Annotated in this window: 19 protein-coding genes; 11 read left to right on the top strand and 8 right to left on the bottom strand. The window is 67.0% G+C overall.

Going from position 1 to position 18,986, the window contains the following annotated elements; translation table 11 throughout:
* Positions 1-17 precede the first annotated feature (17 nt).
* Complete coding sequence (locus FA740_RS11260) at positions 18-371, bottom strand: Rieske (2Fe-2S) protein (RefSeq protein WP_136856870.1); 354 nt, start codon at positions 369-371, stop codon at positions 18-20.
* A 14-nt stretch (positions 372-385) separates the two neighbouring features.
* Positions 386-1,498 carry a 4-hydroxyphenylpyruvate dioxygenase gene (hppD, locus tag FA740_RS11255; protein ID WP_136856869.1) on the bottom strand — a complete coding sequence of 371 codons (1,113 nt, stop codon included), beginning with the start codon at positions 1,496-1,498 and terminating at the stop codon, positions 386-388.
* Between the two features lie 128 nt (positions 1,499-1,626).
* Between hppD and FA740_RS11250 the strand changes: the two genes are divergently transcribed.
* From FA740_RS11250 to metH, 3 genes are all read left to right on the top strand, one after another.
* Positions 1,627-2,079: an Lrp/AsnC family transcriptional regulator gene (locus FA740_RS11250; RefSeq protein ID WP_246053592.1), complete on the top strand. Its 453-nt coding sequence runs from the start codon at positions 1,627-1,629 to the stop codon at positions 2,077-2,079.
* A gap of 94 nt (positions 2,080-2,173) precedes the next feature.
* The gene (locus FA740_RS11245) at positions 2,174-3,211 is read left to right on the top strand and encodes a homocysteine S-methyltransferase family protein (protein ID WP_136856867.1); all 1,038 of its coding nucleotides are present in this window, start codon (positions 2,174-2,176) and stop codon (positions 3,209-3,211) included.
* Entirely contained in the window at positions 3,204-5,921 is a 2,718-nt protein-coding gene (metH, locus tag FA740_RS11240; RefSeq protein WP_136856866.1) for a methionine synthase, read from the top strand. The genes FA740_RS11245 and metH overlap by 8 nt, the downstream gene beginning before the upstream one ends.
* 31 nt (positions 5,922-5,952) lie before the next feature.
* Here the strand turns inward: metH and betA are convergent, their stop codons facing one another.
* Genes betA through betI form a run of 3 tightly spaced genes read right to left on the bottom strand, consistent with a single transcriptional unit; the run spans position 5,953 to position 9,576 of the window.
* On the bottom strand, positions 5,953-7,581 hold the full coding sequence (gene betA, locus FA740_RS11235) for a choline dehydrogenase (protein WP_136856865.1): 1,629 nt from the start codon (positions 7,579-7,581) through the stop codon (positions 5,953-5,955).
* Entirely contained in the window at positions 7,568-9,007 is a 1,440-nt protein-coding gene (gene betB, locus FA740_RS11230) for a betaine-aldehyde dehydrogenase (protein ID WP_211243694.1), read from the bottom strand. Before betB ends, betA begins: the two co-directional genes overlap by 14 nt.
* 2 nt (positions 9,008-9,009) lie before the next feature.
* The gene (gene betI / locus FA740_RS11225; RefSeq protein WP_136856863.1) at positions 9,010-9,576 is read right to left on the bottom strand and encodes a transcriptional regulator BetI; all 567 of its coding nucleotides are present in this window, start codon (positions 9,574-9,576) and stop codon (positions 9,010-9,012) included.
* An 87-nt stretch (positions 9,577-9,663) separates the two neighbouring features.
* On the opposite strand from betI, the gene choX reads away from it, so the two are divergent.
* Genes choX through choV form a run of 3 tightly spaced genes read left to right on the top strand, consistent with a single transcriptional unit; the run spans position 9,664 to position 12,501 of the window.
* Positions 9,664-10,602 (top strand): choline ABC transporter substrate-binding protein, encoded by a 939-nt coding sequence (gene choX / locus FA740_RS11220; protein WP_136856862.1) that lies wholly within the window; start codon positions 9,664-9,666, stop codon positions 10,600-10,602.
* A gap of 49 nt (positions 10,603-10,651) precedes the next feature.
* Positions 10,652-11,500, top strand: coding sequence for a choline ABC transporter permease subunit (choW, locus tag FA740_RS11215; RefSeq protein WP_136856861.1), 849 nt, complete (start codon positions 10,652-10,654; stop codon positions 11,498-11,500).
* Entirely contained in the window at positions 11,497-12,501 is a 1,005-nt protein-coding gene (choV, locus tag FA740_RS11210; RefSeq protein ID WP_136856860.1) for a choline ABC transporter ATP-binding protein, read from the top strand. The genes choW and choV overlap by 4 nt, the downstream gene beginning before the upstream one ends.
* Here choV and FA740_RS11205 read toward each other — a convergent pair.
* Positions 12,498-13,274, bottom strand: a complete 777-nt coding sequence (locus FA740_RS11205; RefSeq protein ID WP_246053591.1) for an ABC transporter permease — start codon at positions 13,272-13,274, stop codon at positions 12,498-12,500. The two genes, choV and FA740_RS11205, sit on opposite strands and share 4 nt — an antisense overlap.
* Before the next feature lie 203 nt (positions 13,275-13,477).
* Here FA740_RS11205 and FA740_RS11200 point away from each other — a divergent pair, with 203 nt between their 5' ends.
* Both FA740_RS11200 and FA740_RS11195 read left to right on the top strand, forming a co-directional pair.
* Entirely contained in the window at positions 13,478-14,866 is a 1,389-nt protein-coding gene (locus tag FA740_RS11200) for a KpsE/RkpR family capsule polysaccharide export protein (protein ID WP_246053590.1), read from the top strand.
* Positions 14,863-15,537, top strand: coding sequence for an ABC transporter ATP-binding protein (locus tag FA740_RS11195; RefSeq protein ID WP_136856859.1), 675 nt, complete (start codon positions 14,863-14,865; stop codon positions 15,535-15,537). Before FA740_RS11200 ends, FA740_RS11195 begins: the two co-directional genes overlap by 4 nt.
* A 16-nt stretch (positions 15,538-15,553) precedes the next feature.
* Here FA740_RS11195 and FA740_RS11190 read toward each other — a convergent pair whose 3' ends face one another.
* Together FA740_RS11190 and FA740_RS11185 are read right to left on the bottom strand one after the other, a co-directional pair.
* Positions 15,554-16,372 carry an alpha/beta fold hydrolase gene (locus FA740_RS11190; protein ID WP_136856858.1) on the bottom strand — a complete coding sequence of 273 codons (819 nt, stop codon included), beginning with the start codon at positions 16,370-16,372 and terminating at the stop codon, positions 15,554-15,556.
* A gap of 78 nt (positions 16,373-16,450) precedes the next feature.
* Positions 16,451-16,834, bottom strand: coding sequence for a DUF2147 domain-containing protein (locus FA740_RS11185; RefSeq protein WP_136856857.1), 384 nt, complete (start codon positions 16,832-16,834; stop codon positions 16,451-16,453).
* A 139-nt stretch (positions 16,835-16,973) separates the two neighbouring features.
* On the opposite strand from FA740_RS11185, the gene hisA reads away from it, so the two are divergent.
* From hisA to FA740_RS11170, 3 genes are all read left to right on the top strand, one after another.
* Positions 16,974-17,690 carry a 1-(5-phosphoribosyl)-5-[(5-phosphoribosylamino)methylideneamino]imidazole-4-carboxamide isomerase gene (hisA, locus tag FA740_RS11180; RefSeq protein WP_136856856.1) on the top strand — a complete coding sequence of 239 codons (717 nt, stop codon included), beginning with the start codon at positions 16,974-16,976 and terminating at the stop codon, positions 17,688-17,690.
* Between the two features lie 124 nt (positions 17,691-17,814).
* Complete coding sequence (gene hisF / locus FA740_RS11175; RefSeq protein ID WP_136856855.1) at positions 17,815-18,576, top strand: imidazole glycerol phosphate synthase subunit HisF; 762 nt, start codon at positions 17,815-17,817, stop codon at positions 18,574-18,576.
* Complete coding sequence (locus FA740_RS11170; RefSeq protein ID WP_136856854.1) at positions 18,573-18,890, top strand: phosphoribosyl-ATP diphosphatase; 318 nt, start codon at positions 18,573-18,575, stop codon at positions 18,888-18,890. The genes hisF and FA740_RS11170 overlap by 4 nt, the downstream gene beginning before the upstream one ends.
* Positions 18,891-18,986 lie beyond the last annotated feature (96 nt).

Raw genomic sequence — 18,986 nt, 5'->3', positions numbered from 1 at the left:
TTTTCATGAAGAAGAGATCAGGCGGCGATCACGATGTGGTCGCCGTTCTGCGTGACGGGGACCGGGTCCAGCCCGCAATCGGCGCCTGCCAGCGCCGCGCCCGTGGTCTTATCAAAGCTGGCGCCGTGAGCGGTGCAGAGCAGGCGCGCGCCGTCCGCCGACAGCAGGGTAGACCCCCGATAATCCAGCGGCAGATACTGATGCGGGCAGGCGTTCACAAAGGCGCGGACGGCATCGCCGTCGCGCAGCACGATCACGGGAAAATCGCCGCGATCCGTGCGGACGGTCATCGGGTGCACCCCGGTGACCGCGCTGGCGGGGCAGATGCGCGTGCCCGGCGCGGGGGCGCTGCCGTAATCGGTCCAGGCCATGGTGATGGGCGTGCCTATTGGGCCGGGGTGGCGTCGAGGACGCCGCGCCGGATCTGATCCTCCTCGATGGATTCGAACAGGGCGCGGAAATTGCCCTCTCCGAAACCGTCATCGCCCTTGCGCTGGATGAACTCGAAGAAGATCGGGCCGATCACCGTTTTCGAAAAGATCTGCAGCAGGATGCGGGTCTCTCCGCCGCCGACGACGCCTTCGCCGTCGATCAGGATGCCGCGGGCCTTCATGCGGTCCAGCGGCTCGTCGTGATCCTTCACGCGGCGGTGCGACATCTCGTAATAGGTGTCGGGAGGGCCGGGCATGAACTGCATCCCGGCCTCGGCGATCCGGTCGGTGCCCGCATAGATGTCATTCGTGGCGATGGCGATGTGCTGGATGCCCTCGCCCTTGTATTCGCGCAGATATTCCTCGATCTGGCTGTGATCATCGGTGCTTTCGTTGATCGGGATGCGGATCTTGCCGCAGGGCGATGTCAGGGCGCGGCTGACCAGCCCGGTCTGCTTGCCCTTGATGTCGAAGAACCGGATCTCGCGGAAATTGAACGTGTCGTGGTAGAACTTGTACCAGGTGTCCATGTTGCCGCGGATGACGTTATGGGTCAGGTGGTCCAGATAGAAGAATCCGAACCCCTCGGGGCGCGGGTCGGCCTCGGCCAGCCAGTCGTAATCGGCGTCATAGGCGCTGCCCGCATCGCCATAGCGGTCGATGAAATAGAGCAGCGAGCCGCCGATGCCCAGCACGGCGGGCGCCTCGATCGACTTGCCGGGGCCGGTATATTCGGTCGCGCCCAGATCCAGCGCGCGCTGCAACGCAACCTGCGCGTCGACCACCCGCCAGGCCATCGCCGGCGCGCAGGGGCCGTGTTCGGCCACGAAACCCGCCGCATGGCTGTCCGGTTCGGCGTTCAGCAGATAGTTGATGTCGCCCTGACGATAGAGGATGATGTCGCGGGTCTTGTGGCGCGCGACGGGCGTGAACCCCATCTGGCGGAAGATGCGGTCCAGCACCGCCGGATCGGGATGGGCGTATTCGACGAATTCAAAGCCGTCGGTGCCTGCGGGGTTCGCGGCGCTGACCGTGGCCTTGGGGGCGTCATGCGGGAACGGGCCCATGCGGTATCCTCCTGTCGTTTCGTCCATTATGCGTCCGTGGCCGCGCATGGTGCTTGCAAAGCATCCGGTCCCTGGGCGATCAATGCACGGGATGTGCCGTTTTGTGGCACGTGATGCACGGGACACGCATGGATCGGTTCGACAACGCCATTCTGGCCGCATTGCAGCGCGACGGCGCGCTGACGAATGCCGCACTGGCCGAGACGGTGGGCCTGTCGGCCAGCCAGATCTCGCGCCGCCGGGCCGCGCTGGAGGCTGCGGGCGTGATCGAGGGCTATGCCGCGCGACTGTCGGCGGCCCGACTGGGGCACGGGTTCCGCGCCGTGATCCGCGTGAACCTGCGCGGCCACGGTCAGGGCCGCGAGGAGGATTTCGCCCGCTTTGTCGCGGCCCAGCCCGCGATCCGGCAGGCGTTTTCCGTGTCGGGCGATGCGGATTACGTGCTGGACGTGCGCACCCGCGACCTGGAGGGGTTCGCCGATTTCGTCCATCGCCACCTGCTGCCGCACCCGCAGGTGGCGCAGGTCCGGTCCGAGATCGTGCTCAGGACGCTCAAGGATGATGGCGGGGTGCCGGTCTGACTTGTGCCAGTTTCATGATCTTGTCGAAAACTATGAATTTGCCGACAGGCCTTGCAACGCTTATGTGAGGTATTCCAACGGAAAGGCCTTTGTCATGTCGCTGCCCCCCTCTCCCGCCTTCGCGGCCCTGAACAAGGCCGCATCCGAACGCATCCTGATCCTGGACGGCGCGATGGGCACGCAGATCCAGGCCCTTGGCCTGGGCGAGGATGATTATACCGGCCACGGGTCGGGCCATGCCTGCCGCCACCACACTGACCACCCCCAGCAAGGCAACAACGACCTGCTGATCCTGACCCAGCCCGAGGCGGTCGAGGAGATCCATTACCGCTATGCGATGGCCGGCGCCGACATCGTCGAGACGAACACGTTTTCCGCGACCACCATCGCCCAGCATGATTACGGGCTGGAAGAGGCCGTCCACGATCTGAACGTCGAAGGCGCGCGCGTCGTGCGCCGGGCGCTGGACCGCGCGACCGCCAAGGACGGGCGGCCCCGTTTCGTCGCGGGCGCCATCGGCCCGACGAACCGCACCGCATCGATGAGCCCGGACGTGAACGACCCCGGCTACCGCGCCGTGACCTTCGAGGGGCTGCGCGCCGCCTATCTGCAGCAGGCCAAGGGTCTGATCGCGGGGGGCGCCGACATCCTGCTGATCGAGACGATCTTTGACACGCTGAACGCCAAGGCCGCGATCTTTGCCTGCATTCAGGCGATGGAGGATCACGGGTCACGCCTGCCGATGATGATCTCTGGCACCATCACCGATGCCTCGGGGCGCACCCTGTCGGGGCAGACGCCGACGGCGTTCTGGCATTCGGTCCGCCACGCGAACCCCTGGACCATCGGGCTGAACTGCGCGCTTGGCGCCTCCGCCATGCGGCCGCATCTGGTCGAGCTGTCCGGCGTGGCCGACACGCTGATCTGCGCCTATCCCAATGCGGGTCTGCCCAACGCCTTTGGCCAATATGACGAAGGCCCCGACGACACCGCCCCCCAGGTCGCCGAATTCGCCCGTGCCGGTCTGGTCAACGTGGTCGGCGGCTGCTGCGGCACGACGCCCGACCATATCCGCGCCATCGCCGATGCCGTGGCCCCGTTCGCCCCCAGAAAGGTGCCCGCCTATGCCTGATCGTTACCTGCGCCTGTCGGGGCTGGAGCCCTTTGTGCTGACCCCCGACATTCCCTTCGTCAATATCGGCGAACGCACCAACGTCACCGGGTCCGCGCGTTTCCGCAAGCTGGTCAAGGAGCGCGACTATGCCACCGCGCTGGAGGTCGCCCGCGATCAGGTGGAAAACGGCGCCCAGATCATCGACATCAACATGGACGAGGGCCTGATCGATTCAAAGGCCGCGATGGTCGAATACCTGAACCTGCTGGCCGCCGAGCCCGACATCGCCCGCGTGCCGATCATGATCGACAGCAGCAAATGGGAGGTGATCGAGGCCGGCCTGCAATGCGTGCAGGGCAAGCCGGTCGTGAATTCGATCTCCATGAAGGAGGGCGAGGAGCAGTTCCGCGAACAGGCGCGGCTGTGCCTGGCTTACGGTGCGGCGGTCGTGGTCATGGCCTTCGATGAGGACGGTCAGGCCGATACCTGCGCGCGCAAGATCCAGATCTGCGAACGCGCCTATCGCATTCTGGTCGATGAGGTCGGTTTCCCGCCCGAGGACATCATCTTTGACCCCAACATCTTCGCCGTGGCGACGGGGATCGAAGAGCATAACAATTACGGGGTCGATTTCATCGAGGCGACGCGCTGGATCAGGCAGAACCTGCCCCACGCCCACGTGTCGGGCGGCGTGTCGAACCTGTCCTTCAGCTTTCGCGGCAACGAGCCGGTGCGCGAGGCGATGCATGCCGTGTTCCTCTATCACGCCATCAAGGCGGGCATGGACATGGGCATCGTCAATGCGGGCCAGCTGGCGGTCTATGACCAGATCGACCCCGACCTGCGCGAGGCCTGCGAGGATGTCGTCCTGAACCGTCGCCCCGACGGCACCGAACGCCTGCTGGAGATCGCCGAGCGGTTCCGCGGCGACGGCCAGGGCGCCAAGCGCGAAAAGGACCTGTCCTGGCGCGAATGGCCGCTGGACAAGCGTCTGGAACATGCGCTGGTCAACGGCATCACCGAATATATCGAGGCCGATACCGAGGAGGCACGCCAGCAGGCGGACCGCCCGCTGCATGTCATCGAAGGGCCGCTGATGGCCGGGATGAACGTGGTGGGCGACCTGTTCGGCGCGGGCAAGATGTTCCTGCCGCAAGTGGTGAAATCCGCCCGCGTCATGAAGCAGGCCGTGGCCGTCCTGCTGCCCTATATGGAGGAGGAAAAGCGCCTCTCCGGTGGGACGGAACGCGAGACGGCGGGCAAGATCCTGATGGCGACCGTCAAGGGCGACGTCCACGACATCGGCAAGAACATCGTCGGCGTCGTGCTGGCCTGCAACAATTTCGAGGTGATCGACCTGGGCGTGATGGTGCCCGCGCAGAAGATCTTGGCAGTAGCCCGCGACGAGAATGTCGACATCATCGGCCTGTCCGGCCTGATCACCCCGTCGCTGGACGAGATGGTGCATTTGGCTTCCGAGATGGAGCGCGAGGGGATGGACATTCCCCTGCTGATCGGCGGCGCGACCACGTCCAAGATCCACACGGCGGTCAAGATCTCGCCCAAGTACACGCGCGGTCAGGCGGTGTATGTGACCGATGCAAGCCGGGCGGTGGGTGTCGCTTCGGCGCTGCTCTCCAAGGACAGGCAGGACGCCTATATCAACGAGATCCGCGCCGATTACGTCGCGGTGGCCGACAAGCACGAACGCTCTGAGGCATCGAAATCTCGCCTGCCGCTGACCAAGGCGCGGGCCAATGCGCTGAAGATCGATTGGTCGGCCTATGCGCCGGTCGCGCCCAGCTTTACCGGCGCGCGGGTGATCGACGACTGGGATCTGGCGGAAATCGCACGCTATATCGACTGGACGCCGTTCTTCCAGACCTGGGAGCTGAAGGGCGTCTATCCCCGCATTCTGGACGACGAAAAGCAGGGCGAGGCCGCCCGCCAGCTGTTCGCCGAGGCGCAGGAGATGCTGGCCCGCATCATCGACGGCCAGTGGTTCAAGCCGCGCGCCGTGGTGGGCTTCTGGCCCGCCAACGCGGTGGGCGACGACATCCGTCTGTTCACCGGCGACGACCGGGCCGAAACGCTGGCCATGCTGCACACCCTGCGCCAGCAGGTCACCAAGCGTGGCGACCGGCCCAATGTGGCGCTGTCGGATTTCGTGGCTCCTGAGGGTATCTCGGATCATGTCGGCGGCTTCGTGGTGACGGCGGGCCCCGAGGAGGCCGAGATTTCGGCCCGCTATGAACGGGCCAACGACGATTACGGCGCGATCATGGTCAAGGCGCTGGCCGACCGCTTTGCGGAGGCGATGGCCGAGATGCTGCACGAGCGCGTGCGGCGCGACTATTGGGGTTATGCGCGCGATGAGACCTTTGCGCCCGAGGAACTGGCGGCCGAGCCCTACAAGGGCATCCGTCCCGCGCCGGGCTATCCCGCCCAGCCCGACCATACCGAAAAGCTGACGCTGTTCAGCCTGCTGGACGCAGAGGCCGCGACCGGCGTGACCCTGACCGAAAGCATGGCGATGTGGCCGGGGTCGTCGGTCTCGGGCCTCTATATCGGGCATCCCGACAGCTATTATTTCGGGGTCGCCAAGATCGAGGAGGATCAGGCCCGCGATTACGCCTTGCGCAAGGGCTGGACGTTGGACGAGGCCGAACGCTGGCTGGCCCCGGTCCTGAACTATACCAAGCGTCAGGCAGCGGCCGACGCGGCATGACAAAAGGCCCGCATCGCTGCGGGCCTTTTGCTTACGCACGCAGCATCTGGCGGCCCAGAATGTGATCGGCGGCCTTTTCGCCGGTCATGATCGATGGGCCGTTCAGGTTGCCGTTGGTGATGCGCGGAAAGATCGAGCTGTCCGCGACGCGCAGCCCCTCGACCCCGATCACCCGCAGTTCGGGGTCCACGACGGCGTCCGGGTCGCTGGCCGCCCCCATCCGCGCCGTGCCGCAGGGGTGATAGGCCGATTCCGCATGCTCGCGGATGAAGGCGTCGATCTGTTCGTCCGTCTGGACCGCGTCGCCGGGCTGGATCTCATCGCCGCGATATTGCGCAAAGGCGGGCGCGTCAAAAATGCGGCGCGTGTGACGGACGCAGGCGCGGAATTCCTCCCAGTCCTCGGGCTGGGACATGTAGTTGAAGCGGATCTCGGGCGCCACGGACGGATCGCCCGATGCCAGCCGGATCGTGCCGCGCGATTTCGACCGCATCGGACCGACATGGGCCTGAAACCCGTGCCCCTTGGCCGCCGACTTGCCGTCATAGCGCACCGCCAGCGGCAGGAAGTGGTACTGGATATCGGGATAGTCCTTGGCCTCCGACGACCGGATAAAGCCGCAGCTTTCGAACTGGTTCGACGCGCCCAGGCCGGTCTTTTGCAGCAGCCATTCGACCCCCACCCGGCCTTTGCCCAGCAGGTTGTAGTAGGTATACAACGTCACAGGCTTCAGCGACTTGTACTGCATGTAGATCTCAAGGTGATCCTGCAGGTTGCCGCCCACGCCGGGACGGTCCGCCAGCGGCTTGATCCCATGTTCGCGTAGGTGATCCGCAGGCCCGATGCCCGACACCATCAGCAGCTTGGGCGTGTTGATGGTGCTGGCCGAGATGATGACCTCACGCGTCGCATGAAGCGCCTCGACTTTGCCGTTTCGTTCGATTTCAACGCCGTAAGCCCGCTTTCCTTGAAACAGGATGCGGTTCGCAAGTCCGCGTACGACCGTCAGCAGACCGGTCTTTTTCGCGGGCCGCAGATAGGCGTTGGCGGCGGACCAGCGGCGGCCCTTCCAGATGGTGGCCTCCATCGGGCCGAACCCCTCCTGCTGTTCGCCGTTGTAATCGTCGGTGCGGGGCCAGCCCGCCTGCTGCCCGGCCTCGATGAAGGTGTTGAACAGGGGGTTCTTGCGCTTGCCGCGGGTGATGTGCAGCGGGCCGTCGGTGCCGCGCACCGGGGACTGGCCGCCATGCCAGGTCTCCATCCGCTTGAAATAGGGCAGAACGCCGGCATAGTCCCAGCCCTCGGCACCGCTGTCGGCCCAGTGCTGGAAGTCCTTGGGATTGCCGCGCACGAACACCATCCCGTTGATCGAGGACGACCCCCCGATCACCTTGCCGCGCGGCGTGGCCAGTTTGCGCCCGCCCAGATGCGGCTCGGGCTGGCTGGCGAAACCCCAGTCATAGCGGCTCATGTTCATCGGATAGGACAGCGCGCCCGGCATCTGGATGAAGGGGCCGATATCGCTGCCGCCAAATTCGATCAGCGTGACGGTCCGCCCGGCCTCTGTCAGCCGATAGGCCAGCGCGCAGCCGGCGCTGCCCGCGCCGATGATGACGTAATCCGCATCCTGCGCGGCCTTCGGCAGATCAGTAGGGTGCATCGACGCCTCCCATGCCCACATAGACGGATTTTAGTTGGCTGTAATGCTCGATCGCGGCGGCCGAATTCTCGCGCCCAAGACCCGACAGCTTGACGCCGCCGAAGGGCATCTCCACGGGCGTCAGGTTGTAGGTGTTGATCCAGCAGGTCCCGGCCTCCAATGCGGCGATGACGCGGTGCGCACGGGTCAGGTCTTGCGTGAACACGCCTGCGGCCAGGCCGAAACCGGTGCCGTTGGCGCGACCGATCACCTCGGCCTCGTCAACAAAGCTGAGGGCGGTCATCACGGGGCCAAAGATCTCATCGGTGGCGATGGTCATGTCGTCGGTGGCGTCAGCGAACACGGTGGGCGGGATGAACGGCCCCTCTCCCATCCCCCCGCAGACCAGACGCGCGCCCGCATCCACGCCCGCCCGGATCGCGGCGCGGATCTTGTCGGCCTGGGCCGCATTGATGATCGGGCCGTGATTGGTGTCGGGGTCCAGCGGGTCGCCCATGCGGACGGCTTTGACGCGTTCGGCCAGGCGGGCCAGGAAATCCTCCTTGATGCCCTCGTGCAGGAAGACCCGCGTGCCGTTGGAACAGATCTGCCCGGCGCTGTAGAAATTGGCCAGAATCGCGGCGCTGACCGCATCCTCCAGGTTGGCGTCGTCAAAGACGATCAGAGGCGACTTGCCGCCCAGCTCCATCGTGACATGGCGCATCCCTTCGGCGGCGGCGGCATAGACACGGCGCCCCGTGGGCACCGACCCTGTCAGAGAGACCTTGGCCACGTTGGGGTCGGTGACCAGCGCGGCACCCACCGCGCCGCGGCCCTGCACCACGTTGAAGACGCCCGGCGGCATCCCCGCCTGAATGAAGATTTCCGCCAGTTTCAAGGCCCCTAGCGGCGTTTCCTCGGACGGCTTGAAGACCGTGGTATTGCCCATGACCAGCGCGGGCGCGGCCTTCCAGCAGGCGATCTGGCTGGGGTAATTCCACGCCCCGATGCCCGCGCAGACGCCCAGAGGCTCTCGCCGGGTATAGGCCCAATCGGCACCCAACGGGATCATCTGCCCCGTCAGCGTCGCGGCCAGCCCCGCGAAATATTCCAGCGACGCGGCACCCGAGGGCCAGTCGGCCACCAGCGTCTCCTGGATCGGCTTGCCGGTGTCCAGCGTCTCAAGGCGCGCCAGTTCGTCGTTCCGCTCAAGGATGATGGCGGCGGCGCGGGCCAGGATGCGGCCGCGTTCCACGGGTGCCATCGCGGCCCATGCGGGCTGGGCGGCGCGGGCGGCGGCGCAGGCCTGGGCCACCTGGTCGGTCGTGGCCTCGCGCAGCGTGGCGATGGTGCTGCCGTCAAAGGCATAGCGGACGTCAAGCGTGTCGCCCTGCCCCTCGACCGGCTTGCCGTCGATGAACAGGGAGGCGGCGGGTTGGGCGGACAGGCTCATGCGAGGGCCTCCTTCAGATAGGTCATGATGGTGTTCAGCGCCGCATCGGCATCGGTCGGTCCGGGGGTCAGGACCGCGCGCAGATAGACGCCGTCGATCAGCGCGCCAAGCGTGTCGGCGGTGCGTTCGGGATGGTCGGTCAGTCCGCGCAGCGCCACGATCAGGTTCGAGTGCAGCCGGCGGTGATAGACACGCAACAGCCGCGCAGCCTCGGGAGAGTTCAGGGCAAGTGCGTAAAAATTAAGCCATGCGCTGACGGTCTCGCGCTGGAAATTCTGGCGGGCAAAGCTGGCATGGACGATCGCGTCCAGCCGCCCCCGCGCCCCGCGCCCCGGCAGGCGGTCATGGACCGACCGGCCATAGCTGCGCAGGATATAGCGCATCGCCGCCAGAAAGATCTGGTCCTTGGAGCCGAAATAGTGATGCGCCAGCGCCGGCGACATGCCCGCGCGCTTGGCGATCTGCGCCACGGTGACGTCCAGCGACCCCGCGCGCCCGACCTCGAAGATCGCGGCATTGATCAACGCTGCTTTTCGGATAGGCTCGGCCCCGAGTTTCGGCATGATCACCCCTGCTGCGGAAGATTTCTGTTGCTTTGCCGTTTCCATGTAACGTTAATTGACTGACCAATCAAGAACAGGGAGCCTCAAATGACCCTTTCCCGGATGGCCGCAAGCCTTCTGATGGGCACCGCCCTGGCCCTGCCCGCCCACGCGGCAGAGCCCGAACAGTGCCACCAGGTGGTCTTTTCCGACGTGGGATGGTCCGACATCACGGCGACCACGGCGCTGGCCTCGACCGTGCTGGAGGCGCTTGGATACCGGACCGAGACGCGCATCCTGTCGGTGCCCGTGACCTATACCGCGCTGTCCACCGGCGATGTGGACGTGTTCCTGGGCAACTGGATGCCCACGATGGAGGCCGACATCGCCCCCTATCGCGACACGGGAACCGTCGACACCGTCCGCACCAACCTGACGGGCGCGAAATACACGCTGGCGACCAACCAGGCCGGTGCCGATCTGGGCATCACCGATTTCGCCGCCATCGCCGAACACAAGGACGCCCTGGACGGCAAGATCTATGCGATCGAGCCGGGCAATGACGGCAACCGCCTGCTGCTGGAGATGGTGGCGATGGACCAGTTCGACCTGGGCACCTTCGAGATCGTCGAATCCAGCGAACAGGGCATGCTGGCGCAGGTCCAGCGCGCGTCCGACCGCGACCGCCCGGTCGTCTTCCTGGGCTGGGAGCCGCATCCCATGAACGCGCAGTTCGACATGACCTATCTGACCGGGGGCGACGACATCTTCGGTCCCGATCTGGGCGGGGCCGAGGTGCGCACCAACACCCGCGCGGGCTATGTCGCGGAATGCGCCAATGTGGGCCGGTTCCTGACCAACCTTGAATTCACCCTGTCGATGGAGAACGAGGTCATGGACGCCATTCTGAACGATGGTCAGGACCCCATGGCCGCCGCCCGCGCCTGGCTGGCCGCGAATCCCGATGCCGCGACCGGCTGGCTTGCGGACGTGACCACGGTGGACGGCAACGATCCCCATTCGGCGCTGCAGGCGGCCCTGAACTGACCCTCGCGCCGGGCCCCGCGCCCGGCGCCACAGCCTTGCAGGAGCGCGCATGGAGCAGATGACCGCATGGGTCACCGACACCAAGATCCCGGTGGGACGGACCGCCAAATCGGCCTTTGACTGGCTGAACGCCAATGCGGCGGGGGTGTTTGACGCCATCTCGACCGCGATGGAGGCGCTGATCGCGGCGATCCTGGCCGCGCTGCAGGCCCCGCATCCGTTCCTGTTCATCGCGCTGGCCATGGCGCTGACGGGCCTGTTGCAGCGCAGGCTGGCCCCCTGCCTGCTGATGCTGGCCGGGCTGCTCTTCGTGCTGAACCAGGGTTACTGGTCGGAAATGCTGCAATCGCTGACGCTGGTGCTGTCGGCCTGCATCGTCTGCATGGCGGTGGGCGTGCCCATCGGCATCGCCTGCGCGCACCGGCCGCGTCTTTACGCCTGGATGCGGCCGGTGCTGGACCTGATGCAGACGCTGCCGACCTTTGTCTATCTGATCCCGGCCATCGTGTTCTTTGGCATCGGCATGGTGCCGGGCCTGCTGGCCACCGTGATCTTTGTTCTGCCCGCGCCGATCCGCCTGACGCAGCTGGGCATCGCCTCGACCCCCCCTGCCCTGGTCGAGGCCGCGACCGCCTTTGGTGCCACGCCCCGGCAACTGCTGTGGAAGGTGGAACTGCCCAGTGCCCTGCCCCAGATCATGGCGGGCCTGAACCAGACCATCATGCTGTCGCTGTCGATGGTGGTCATCGCGGCGCTGGTCGGCGCATCGGGCCTCGGCGTGCCGGTCGTGCGGGCGCTGAACAGCGTGAACACCGCGCTTGGGTTCGAATCGGGGATGGTGATCGTGGTCGTGGCGATCCTGCTGGACCGGATGCTGCGCATGGAGGGCCGCAAATGAACGCCGTCGAATTCGACCGGGTCTGCATCGTCTTTGGCGATCATCCCGCCCGCGCTTTGCCGCTGATGGACGAGGGGCTGGACCGCGGCCCCATCAAGACCGAGACCGGCCAGGTGCTGGGCGTCCACGACTGCTCCCTCTCGGTCGCCGAGGGCGAGATCCTGGTTCTGATGGGCCTGTCGGGGTCGGGAAAATCGACCCTGCTGCGGGCCGTGAACGCGCTGAACCCGGTCTGCCGCGGAGAGGTCCGCATCCGGCGCGGCGACCGCATGGTCAGCGTGACCGGCGCGGGCAGCCGCGCGCTGCGCGACATCCGCCTGCGCGACGTGGCGATGGTGTTCCAGCAGTTCGGCCTGCTGCCCTGGCGCAGCGTGCGTGAGAATGTGGGCCTGGGGCTGGAGCTGGCGGGCATGTCGACCACTGAGCGCCGCAAAAGGATCGACCATCACCTGGAGACCGTCGGTCTGTCAGAGTGGGCCGAACGCAAGGTCGGCGACCTGTCGGGCGGCATGCAGCAGCGCGTGGGCCTGGCCCGCGCCTTTGCGACCGAGGCGCCGATCCTGCTGATGGACGAGCCGTTCAGCGCGCTGGACCCGCTGATCCGCGCCCGGCTGCAGGATGAGCTGCTGGACCTTCAGGCGCGCACCGGCCGCACCATCATCTTTGTCAGCCACGACCTGGACGAGGCGTTCAAGCTGGGCAACCGCATCGCGCTGATGGAGGGGGGCCGTATCGTCCAGATCGGCACGGCCCGCGACATCATCGCCAACCCGGTCAGCGATTACGTCGCCGATTTCGTCGCGCATATGAACCCTCTGGGGGTGCTGACCGCCCGCGATGTGGCCGAACCCGGCACCGCCGAGGGCACGCCCGTGCCGCCCGACATGCCGGTGCGCGCCGTCATGGGCCTGCTGGCCGATCGCGACGCCCTGCCCGTCGCGGGCGGCGGGCGTGTCACCCGCGGCGCGGTCCTGGCCCGGCTGATCGACCCGCGCGGTTAGCTGTTCTGCAGGTCGCGGTGATAGCGCGACAGCAGCATCAGCCCCAGGGCAAACAACCCCAGCCCCAGCCCGAAAACATAGGTATAGCTGACATAGCTGCCCGGATAGCCCGGATAGAACGCGCTGCGCATCTGGCCGATGATATGGATCAGCGGGTTCCACCACAGCCAATCCTGATAGGGCTGCGGCACGTCGTCGAAGATGAAGAGGATGCAGGACAGGATGAAGAAGGGCTTCATCAGGATCCCCCAGAGCGGCCCCCACCAGCTGATCGCCTCGAACAGGAAACAGTTCATGACCCCCACCGCGACGCCGATCATGATCATCATGGCGATGGCCAGGGCGATCTGATCCAGCTGCGGGTCGGTCCGCGTCTCCTCGAACAGGCTGATGGCAGTGAAAATCACGGTGAAGACCATGATCTGCGTCACACTGTTATAGGCGATGCGCGCCAGCAGCGCGTCCATGAAGGTCACCGCCGGATAGGTCAGCAGCGCCGCCGAATAGCGCACCGAATTGGCCGTCTTGTTCGCGATGTCCATGTATCCCAGGAACGGGACCATGCCCGTCGCATAGAACATTGCAAAACTGGAGCCGATGGGCGGCGACGAGAATGCCACCGAAAAGATCAGCGTCAGCAGGATCACCCCGCCCGCAGGCTCGGCGATGGCCCAGAAATAGCCGCCGGCAGCGCGGCCGTGGCTGGTCTGCATCTCGCGCAGGACCAGGGCGCCGATGGCGCGCAGGCTGGCGAAACGACGGTGCTTGCGCACCTCGCGGAGAGTGTGTGCCCCCTGAGGCGCACGCCGTTGCGGCAGGGGTGGGGTCGAAGTGGTCTGGGACATGCGGATCACGGATTGCGCCGGAGGGGCGGCTGCGGCTCTCACGATCCTGGCATCGGATCGGTGCTGGAACTGTTCCCCGCGCTTATGTATGACGGCGCGAGCAAGATCAACATGACAGGCGGGGTAAGCGCATGTCCGCCCAGGACCCGAAATCCGGACCCCGTCCTCAAACCGGCACGCCGGTCCCGCCCGGTCAGCCAGCCGCGCAGGCGCCCGCACAGGGCCAGCCCCCGGCGCCGCCCAAGCCCGCACCGGCCCAAGGCCAGGCGCCCCAGGGCCAACCGCGTCCGCAGGGACCGGGCGGCGGTCCGCGCCCCGGCGGGTCCGGCCCGGCCAATCGCCCCGCCCCCGTCACCCCCGAGATGCAGGCCCGCATCCAGGCGGCGCTGCAGCAGCCCGTCCTGCCCCCGGCCAGTCCCGCGCAGATGCAGCGGCGCCATTACGGCATGGCGATCAGCTTTGTGGTGATGGTGCTGATCCCCGCGCTGCTGAGCGCGGCCTATATCTACACGCGGGCGGTGGATCAGTATGCCTCCTATGTCGGGTTCTCGGTCCGCAGCGAATCGGCGCCCAACGCGGGTGACGTGCTGGGGGGGCTGGGGTCGCTGGTGGGGGTCACCTCCAGCTCGACCAGCGACACCGACATCCTCTACAAGTTCATCCAGAGCCGCGACCTGGTCGAGCGGGTGAACAGCCGGATCGACCTGCGCGAGGTCTGGTCCAAGGCGCCGGGCGATCCGATCTTCGGGTTCCGCGGCGGCGCCTCGCTGGAGGATCTGGTCAAGGAATGGGACCGCAAGGTCCGCATCCATTACGACAGCGGCATGATCGACCTGCGCATCCTGGCATTCGACGCGCAGGACGCCCAGGACATCGCCCTGGCGATCGTGGACGAGGGCGGCATCCTGATCAACCAGCTGAACGACATCGCCCGCGAGGACGCCCTGCGCTATGCCCGCGACGAGCTGGAGCGCGCCCAAGGCCTGCTGCGCACCGCGCGCCAGAACGTGACCGAGTTCCGCAACCGCTATCAGCTGGTCGATCCCGTGGCCGATGTGCAGGGCCAGATCGGGGTGGTCACCTCGCTCCAGCAGCAGCTGGCCGAACAGCTGGTCGCGCTTGGCCTGCTGCAGGCGAATGCGCAGGCCAACGACCCCCGCATCAGCCAGACCGAGCTGCGCATCCAGGTCATCCGCGACCAGATCGACGCCGAGCGCCAGAAGTTCGGATCGGTCAACGGAGAGGAGGCGCTGTCCGATGTCGTCGGCCAGTTCGAGATCCTGACCGTCGACCGTCAGTTCGCCGAGGCCAGCTATACCGCCGCCCTGGCCAGCTTCGAGAGCGCCCGCGCCGAGGCCGCGCGCCAGTCGCGCTATCTGGCGCCCTATATCCGCCCGACCCTGGCGCAGGAGGCCGAATTCCCGCAGCGGCTACGCCTTTTGCTGATGATCGCGGGGTTCCTGACGGTGATCTGGGTGATCGGCAGCCTGATCTTCTACAGCCTGCGCGACCGGCGATGATCCATCTGCAGAACCTGTCCAAGACCTATACCCTGAACGGCAAGCACAAGGTGGTGGCCGACAACATCACCGCCACCTTTCCGACCGGGGTGGCGGTGGCGCTGCTGGGGCGCAACGGCGCGGGCAAATCCTCGCTGCTGCGGATGATCTCGGGGGCGATGCTGCCTTCGTCGGGCAAGGTTCTGTCCACCGGCACGATCAGCTGGCCGGTCGGGTTCGCGGGCTCGTTCAACGGCGACCTGACCGGAGAGCAGAACTGCCGCTTTGTCGCGCGCATCTATGGCGTCGACACGGACGAGCTGCTGCATTTCGTCGAAGATTTCGCCGAGCTGGGCGACCATTTCCGCCTGCCCATCCGCACCTATTCTTCGGGAATGCGGTCGCGGCTGGCCTTCGGCCTGTCGATGGCCGTGCCCTTCGACACCTATCTGGTCGATGAGGTGTCGGCGGTGGGCGACGCGGCCTTTCGCGCCAAATCGAACCGGGTGTTCAACGAGCGCATGGCCAAGGCCGGCGCAATCGTCGTCGCCCATGGCATGGGCCTGCTGCGCGAGACCTGTCACATGGGCGCCGTGCTGGAGCGGGGGCGCCTGACCTTCTACGCCGATATCGAAGAGGCGATCGCCGCCCACATGGAAAACATGCGCCAAGGCCAGGCCCAGCAGGCCTGACCCCGGCGCATCGGCGTCATGCGGCCAGAAACGCCTTCAGATCGTCCAGCAGCCGGTCGCCATGCGTGGCGACCAATCCGTGCGGTGCGCCGTCATAGTCGATGGCCGTCGCATGCGGCACCATCTGCGCCATGCGCTGCGCGGTGGCTGCGATCGGCACGATCTTGTCGGCGGTGCCATGCACCACCAGCGTCGGCAGCCGGATCTGCGCCACATCGGCAGTGAAGTCGGTCATGCCAAAGGCGGTCACGCATTCCAGCGTGGCGCGCGGGCTGGCCATCATCGCCATGCCCTGCGTCCAGTCCAGAGCCGACTGGCTGACCCCGCTGGTCAGCCCCTGACCATAGAAGTCCTTGAAGAAATCGCGCAGAAAGGCCGGGCGGTCCTTGCGCAGGCCGTCGCGCATCCCGTCGAACAAATCGGCCGGGGCGCCGTCGGGATTGGCATCGGACGTCAGCAGGCCCGGCGCGACCGAGGACACGAAGGCCAGCCGCGAGACGCCGCGCGCCCCGTGGCGCGAGACATAGCGCGCGACCTCTCCGCCGCCCATCGAGAACCCGACCAGCGCCGCGTCGTCCAGCTCCAGCGCAACGATCACATCGGCCAGATCGTCCGACAGCGTGTCATAATCATACCCGTCCCATGGCTGATCCGACCGGCCAAAGCCGCGGCGGTCATAGCTGACGATCCGGTATCCGGCCTCGGCCAGACCCACGGCCTGCGTCTCCCAGCTGTCGGCGGTCAGCGGCCAGCCGTGGATCAGCACGACCGGGCGGCCCTGCCCCCAGTCCTTGACGTAAAGTTGCGTGCCATCCCTGGCGGTGATCATGGGCATCTGCGGTCCTCCTGCAGCCAGTTGGCAGGAAAACGCGCCGGGGGCGGTGCGGTTCGCTCGCTCCCGGTCACGGAGCCGCTAGCGGACCTTGGCCCAGGTCTGGCTGCTGCACAGCAACCCGCCCGCGATGCAGCCCGACAGGCTCATCCGGTCGCCCGAAACGGCGGCCTTGCCCGCATAGACGCGGTCGGTGGACGGGCGCCAGACGCGGCCCGCGTAGTTGCCGCCGCCCTGGGGCGCCATGTCGATGACGATCTGGCGGCCCAGATTGGGGGACTGATACTCCGCCCCATCGCGGAAGGTGCGGGTGATGGTGCCGCAGAACGCGCCGCCGCAGGGGGCGACGGTGACATGGGCAAAGGCGCCCTCGTCGGGCTGGGTCTGCCAGACCCCCTCGATCGGGTCGGCAAACGCCGCCCCCGCCGCCAGCATCAGCCCGGCCGCCAGAATGAATGGACGCATGAAATCCTCCTCCTCAGGATGGGCTCAGAGTGCGCGCGCCGCCCCCGTCCGGGCAAGCATGACGTCAGGTCCGCCTCTTGCCGATCGGGCCCGCCCCGTGGCAAAGGGGGCGCGACCCAACCCGCCGGAGCCTGCCGCCATGATCCTCTATCCCGCCATCGACCTGAAAGACGGCAATTGCGTGCGCCTGCTGCGCGGCGACATGGAGGCCGCGACCGTCTTCGGCACCGATCCGGCGGCCCAGGCCCGCGCCTTCCAGGATGCGGGCGCCGAATGGCTTCACCTAGTCGACCTGAACGGCGCGTTCGAGGGCAAGCCGGTGAATGCCGCCGCGGTCGAGGCGATCCTGGCCGCGACCTCGATCCCCACCCAACTGGGCGGCGGCATCCGCGACATGGCCACCATCGAGGCCTGGCTGAACCGCGGCCTGACCCGCGTCATCCTGGGCACCGTCGCGGTCGAGGACCCCGACCTGGTCCACCAGGCCGCCGCCGCCTTTCCGGGGCGGATCGCTGTGGGCATCGACGCGCGGGCGGGCCGCGTCGCCACCCGCGGTTGGGCGACCGAGACCGACATCGACGCCACCGACCTGGCGCGCCGCTTTCAGGACGCCGGCGTGGCCGCGATCATCTATACCGATATCGACCGCGACGGCGCGATGGGCGGCCCCAACATCGCCGCGACCGAGGCGCTGGCCCGGGCCGTCACCATCCCGGTCATCGCCTCGGGCGGCGTCTCCTCGCTGGCCGACCTGACGGCGCTGGCGCAGACCGGCGTCATCGCCGGCGCCATCTCGGGCCGCGCCCTCTATGACGGCGCCATCGACCTGAAGCAGGCGCTCCAAATTCTCGCCTGACCCTTCTTCTTCACGGCAAATATCCCGGGGGGGCCGCGGCACGCGGCGGGGGGCAGCGCCCCCCTCTGGCCCAAAGGCCCGCGCTGCGCTAGAACCGGCACCGAACCACATAAAGGCCCGCCCGATGCTCAAGACCCGGATCATCCCCTGCCTGGACGTGGCCGATGGCCGGGTCGTCAAGGGCGTGAACTTCGTCGATCTGCGCGATGCCGGCGACCCGGTCGAGGCCGCCCGCGCCTATGACGCCGCCGGCGCCGACGAGATCTGCTTTCTGGACATCCACGCCACGCATGAAAACCGCGGCACCATGTTCGACCTGGTGACGCGCACGGCGGAACAGTGCTTTGTGCCGCTGACGGTCGGCGGCGGCGTGCGCACGCATGAGGACGTGCGCGCCCTGCTGCTGGCGGGGGCCGACAAGGTCAGCTTCAATTCCGCCGCGGTGGCCGACCCGGACGTGGTCGCCGCCGCCGCCGACCGCTTCGGCAGCCAGTGCATCGTCGTGGCCATCGACGCGAAAACGGTGGCCGACGGCCGGTGGGAGATCTTCACCCATGGCGGCCGCAAGCCCACCGGCATCGACGCCGTCGAATTCGCCCGCCTGGTCGAGGCCAGGGGCGCGGGGGAAATCCTGCTGACCTCGATGGACCGGGACGGCACGCGGTCGGGCTTCAACCTGCCGCTGACGCGGGCCATCGCGGATGCGGTGAACGTGCCGGTCATCGCATCGGGCGGCGTCGGCACGCTGGACCATCTGGTCGAGGGCGTGACCGAGGGCCATGCCAGCGCCGTCCTGGCCGCCAGCATCTTCCATTTCGGCACCCACACCATCGCCGAGGCCAAGGCCCATATGGCCGCGGCCGGCATCCCCATGAGGCTGACATGACCCCGCTTCAGCGCCTCTCGGCCACGATCCAGTCCCGCAAGACCGCCGATCCGGACAGCAGCTGGACCGCGAAACTGCTGGCCAAGGGCCCCGAGAAATGCGCCGAGAAATTCGGCGAGGAGGCCATCGAGGCGATCATCGAGGCCGTCAAGGGCGACCGCGACCGGCTGACCTCGGAGGCCGCGGACGTGATGTTCCACCTGCTGGTCATGCTGGCCGCCCGCGACATCACCCTGGCCGATGTCGAGGCCGAGCTGGCGCGGCGCGACGGGGTCTCGGGGCTGACCGAAAAGGCCGCGCGCCCAAAGGGCTGATTTCAGGCGGCGGATGGCGCAATTCGCCACGCATCGCGCCCTGACCCTTCCCCTTGGGCAGGCACAAGGGCTATAAGCCCCGCAATCGCCGCGCCT

This window comes from Paracoccus hibiscisoli (genome assembly GCF_005048265.1).
In the GTDB taxonomy this organism is placed as follows: domain Bacteria; phylum Pseudomonadota; class Alphaproteobacteria; order Rhodobacterales; family Rhodobacteraceae; genus Paracoccus; species Paracoccus hibiscisoli.
This window is presented reverse-complemented; position numbering and strand designations above follow the sequence as displayed.

Bases quoted from the DNA above. Each gene is read 5' to 3' on its own strand.
- hisF (WP_136856855.1), top strand. From the start codon at position 17,815: ATGCTCAAGACCCGGATCATCCCCTGCCTGGACGTGGCCGATGGCCGG.
- FA740_RS11190 (WP_136856858.1), bottom strand. From the start codon at position 16,372: ATGCCCATGATCACCGCCAGGGATGGCACGCAACTTTACGTCAAGGAC.
- FA740_RS11200 (WP_246053590.1), top strand. From the start codon at position 13,478: ATGTCCGCCCAGGACCCGAAATCCGGACCCCGTCCTCAAACCGGCACG.
- metH (WP_136856866.1), top strand. From the start codon at position 3,204: ATGCCTGATCGTTACCTGCGCCTGTCGGGGCTGGAGCCCTTTGTGCTG.
- FA740_RS11245 (WP_136856867.1), top strand. From the start codon at position 2,174: ATGTCGCTGCCCCCCTCTCCCGCCTTCGCGGCCCTGAACAAGGCCGCA.
- FA740_RS11170 (WP_136856854.1), top strand. From the start codon at position 18,573: ATGACCCCGCTTCAGCGCCTCTCGGCCACGATCCAGTCCCGCAAGACC.
- FA740_RS11195 (WP_136856859.1), top strand. From the start codon at position 14,863: ATGATCCATCTGCAGAACCTGTCCAAGACCTATACCCTGAACGGCAAG.
- choW (WP_136856861.1), top strand. From the start codon at position 10,652: ATGGAGCAGATGACCGCATGGGTCACCGACACCAAGATCCCGGTGGGA.
- FA740_RS11260 (WP_136856870.1), bottom strand. From the start codon at position 371: ATGGCCTGGACCGATTACGGCAGCGCCCCCGCGCCGGGCACGCGCATC.
- hppD (WP_136856869.1), bottom strand. From the start codon at position 1,498: ATGGGCCCGTTCCCGCATGACGCCCCCAAGGCCACGGTCAGCGCCGCG.
- betA (WP_136856865.1), bottom strand. From the start codon at position 7,581: ATGCACCCTACTGATCTGCCGAAGGCCGCGCAGGATGCGGATTACGTC.
- FA740_RS11250 (WP_246053592.1), top strand. From the start codon at position 1,627: ATGGATCGGTTCGACAACGCCATTCTGGCCGCATTGCAGCGCGACGGC.
- hisA (WP_136856856.1), top strand. From the start codon at position 16,974: ATGATCCTCTATCCCGCCATCGACCTGAAAGACGGCAATTGCGTGCGC.
- FA740_RS11185 (WP_136856857.1), bottom strand. From the start codon at position 16,834: ATGCGTCCATTCATTCTGGCGGCCGGGCTGATGCTGGCGGCGGGGGCG.
- choX (WP_136856862.1), top strand. From the start codon at position 9,664: ATGACCCTTTCCCGGATGGCCGCAAGCCTTCTGATGGGCACCGCCCTG.
- betI (WP_136856863.1), bottom strand. From the start codon at position 9,576: ATGCCGAAACTCGGGGCCGAGCCTATCCGAAAAGCAGCGTTGATCAAT.
- choV (WP_136856860.1), top strand. From the start codon at position 11,497: ATGAACGCCGTCGAATTCGACCGGGTCTGCATCGTCTTTGGCGATCAT.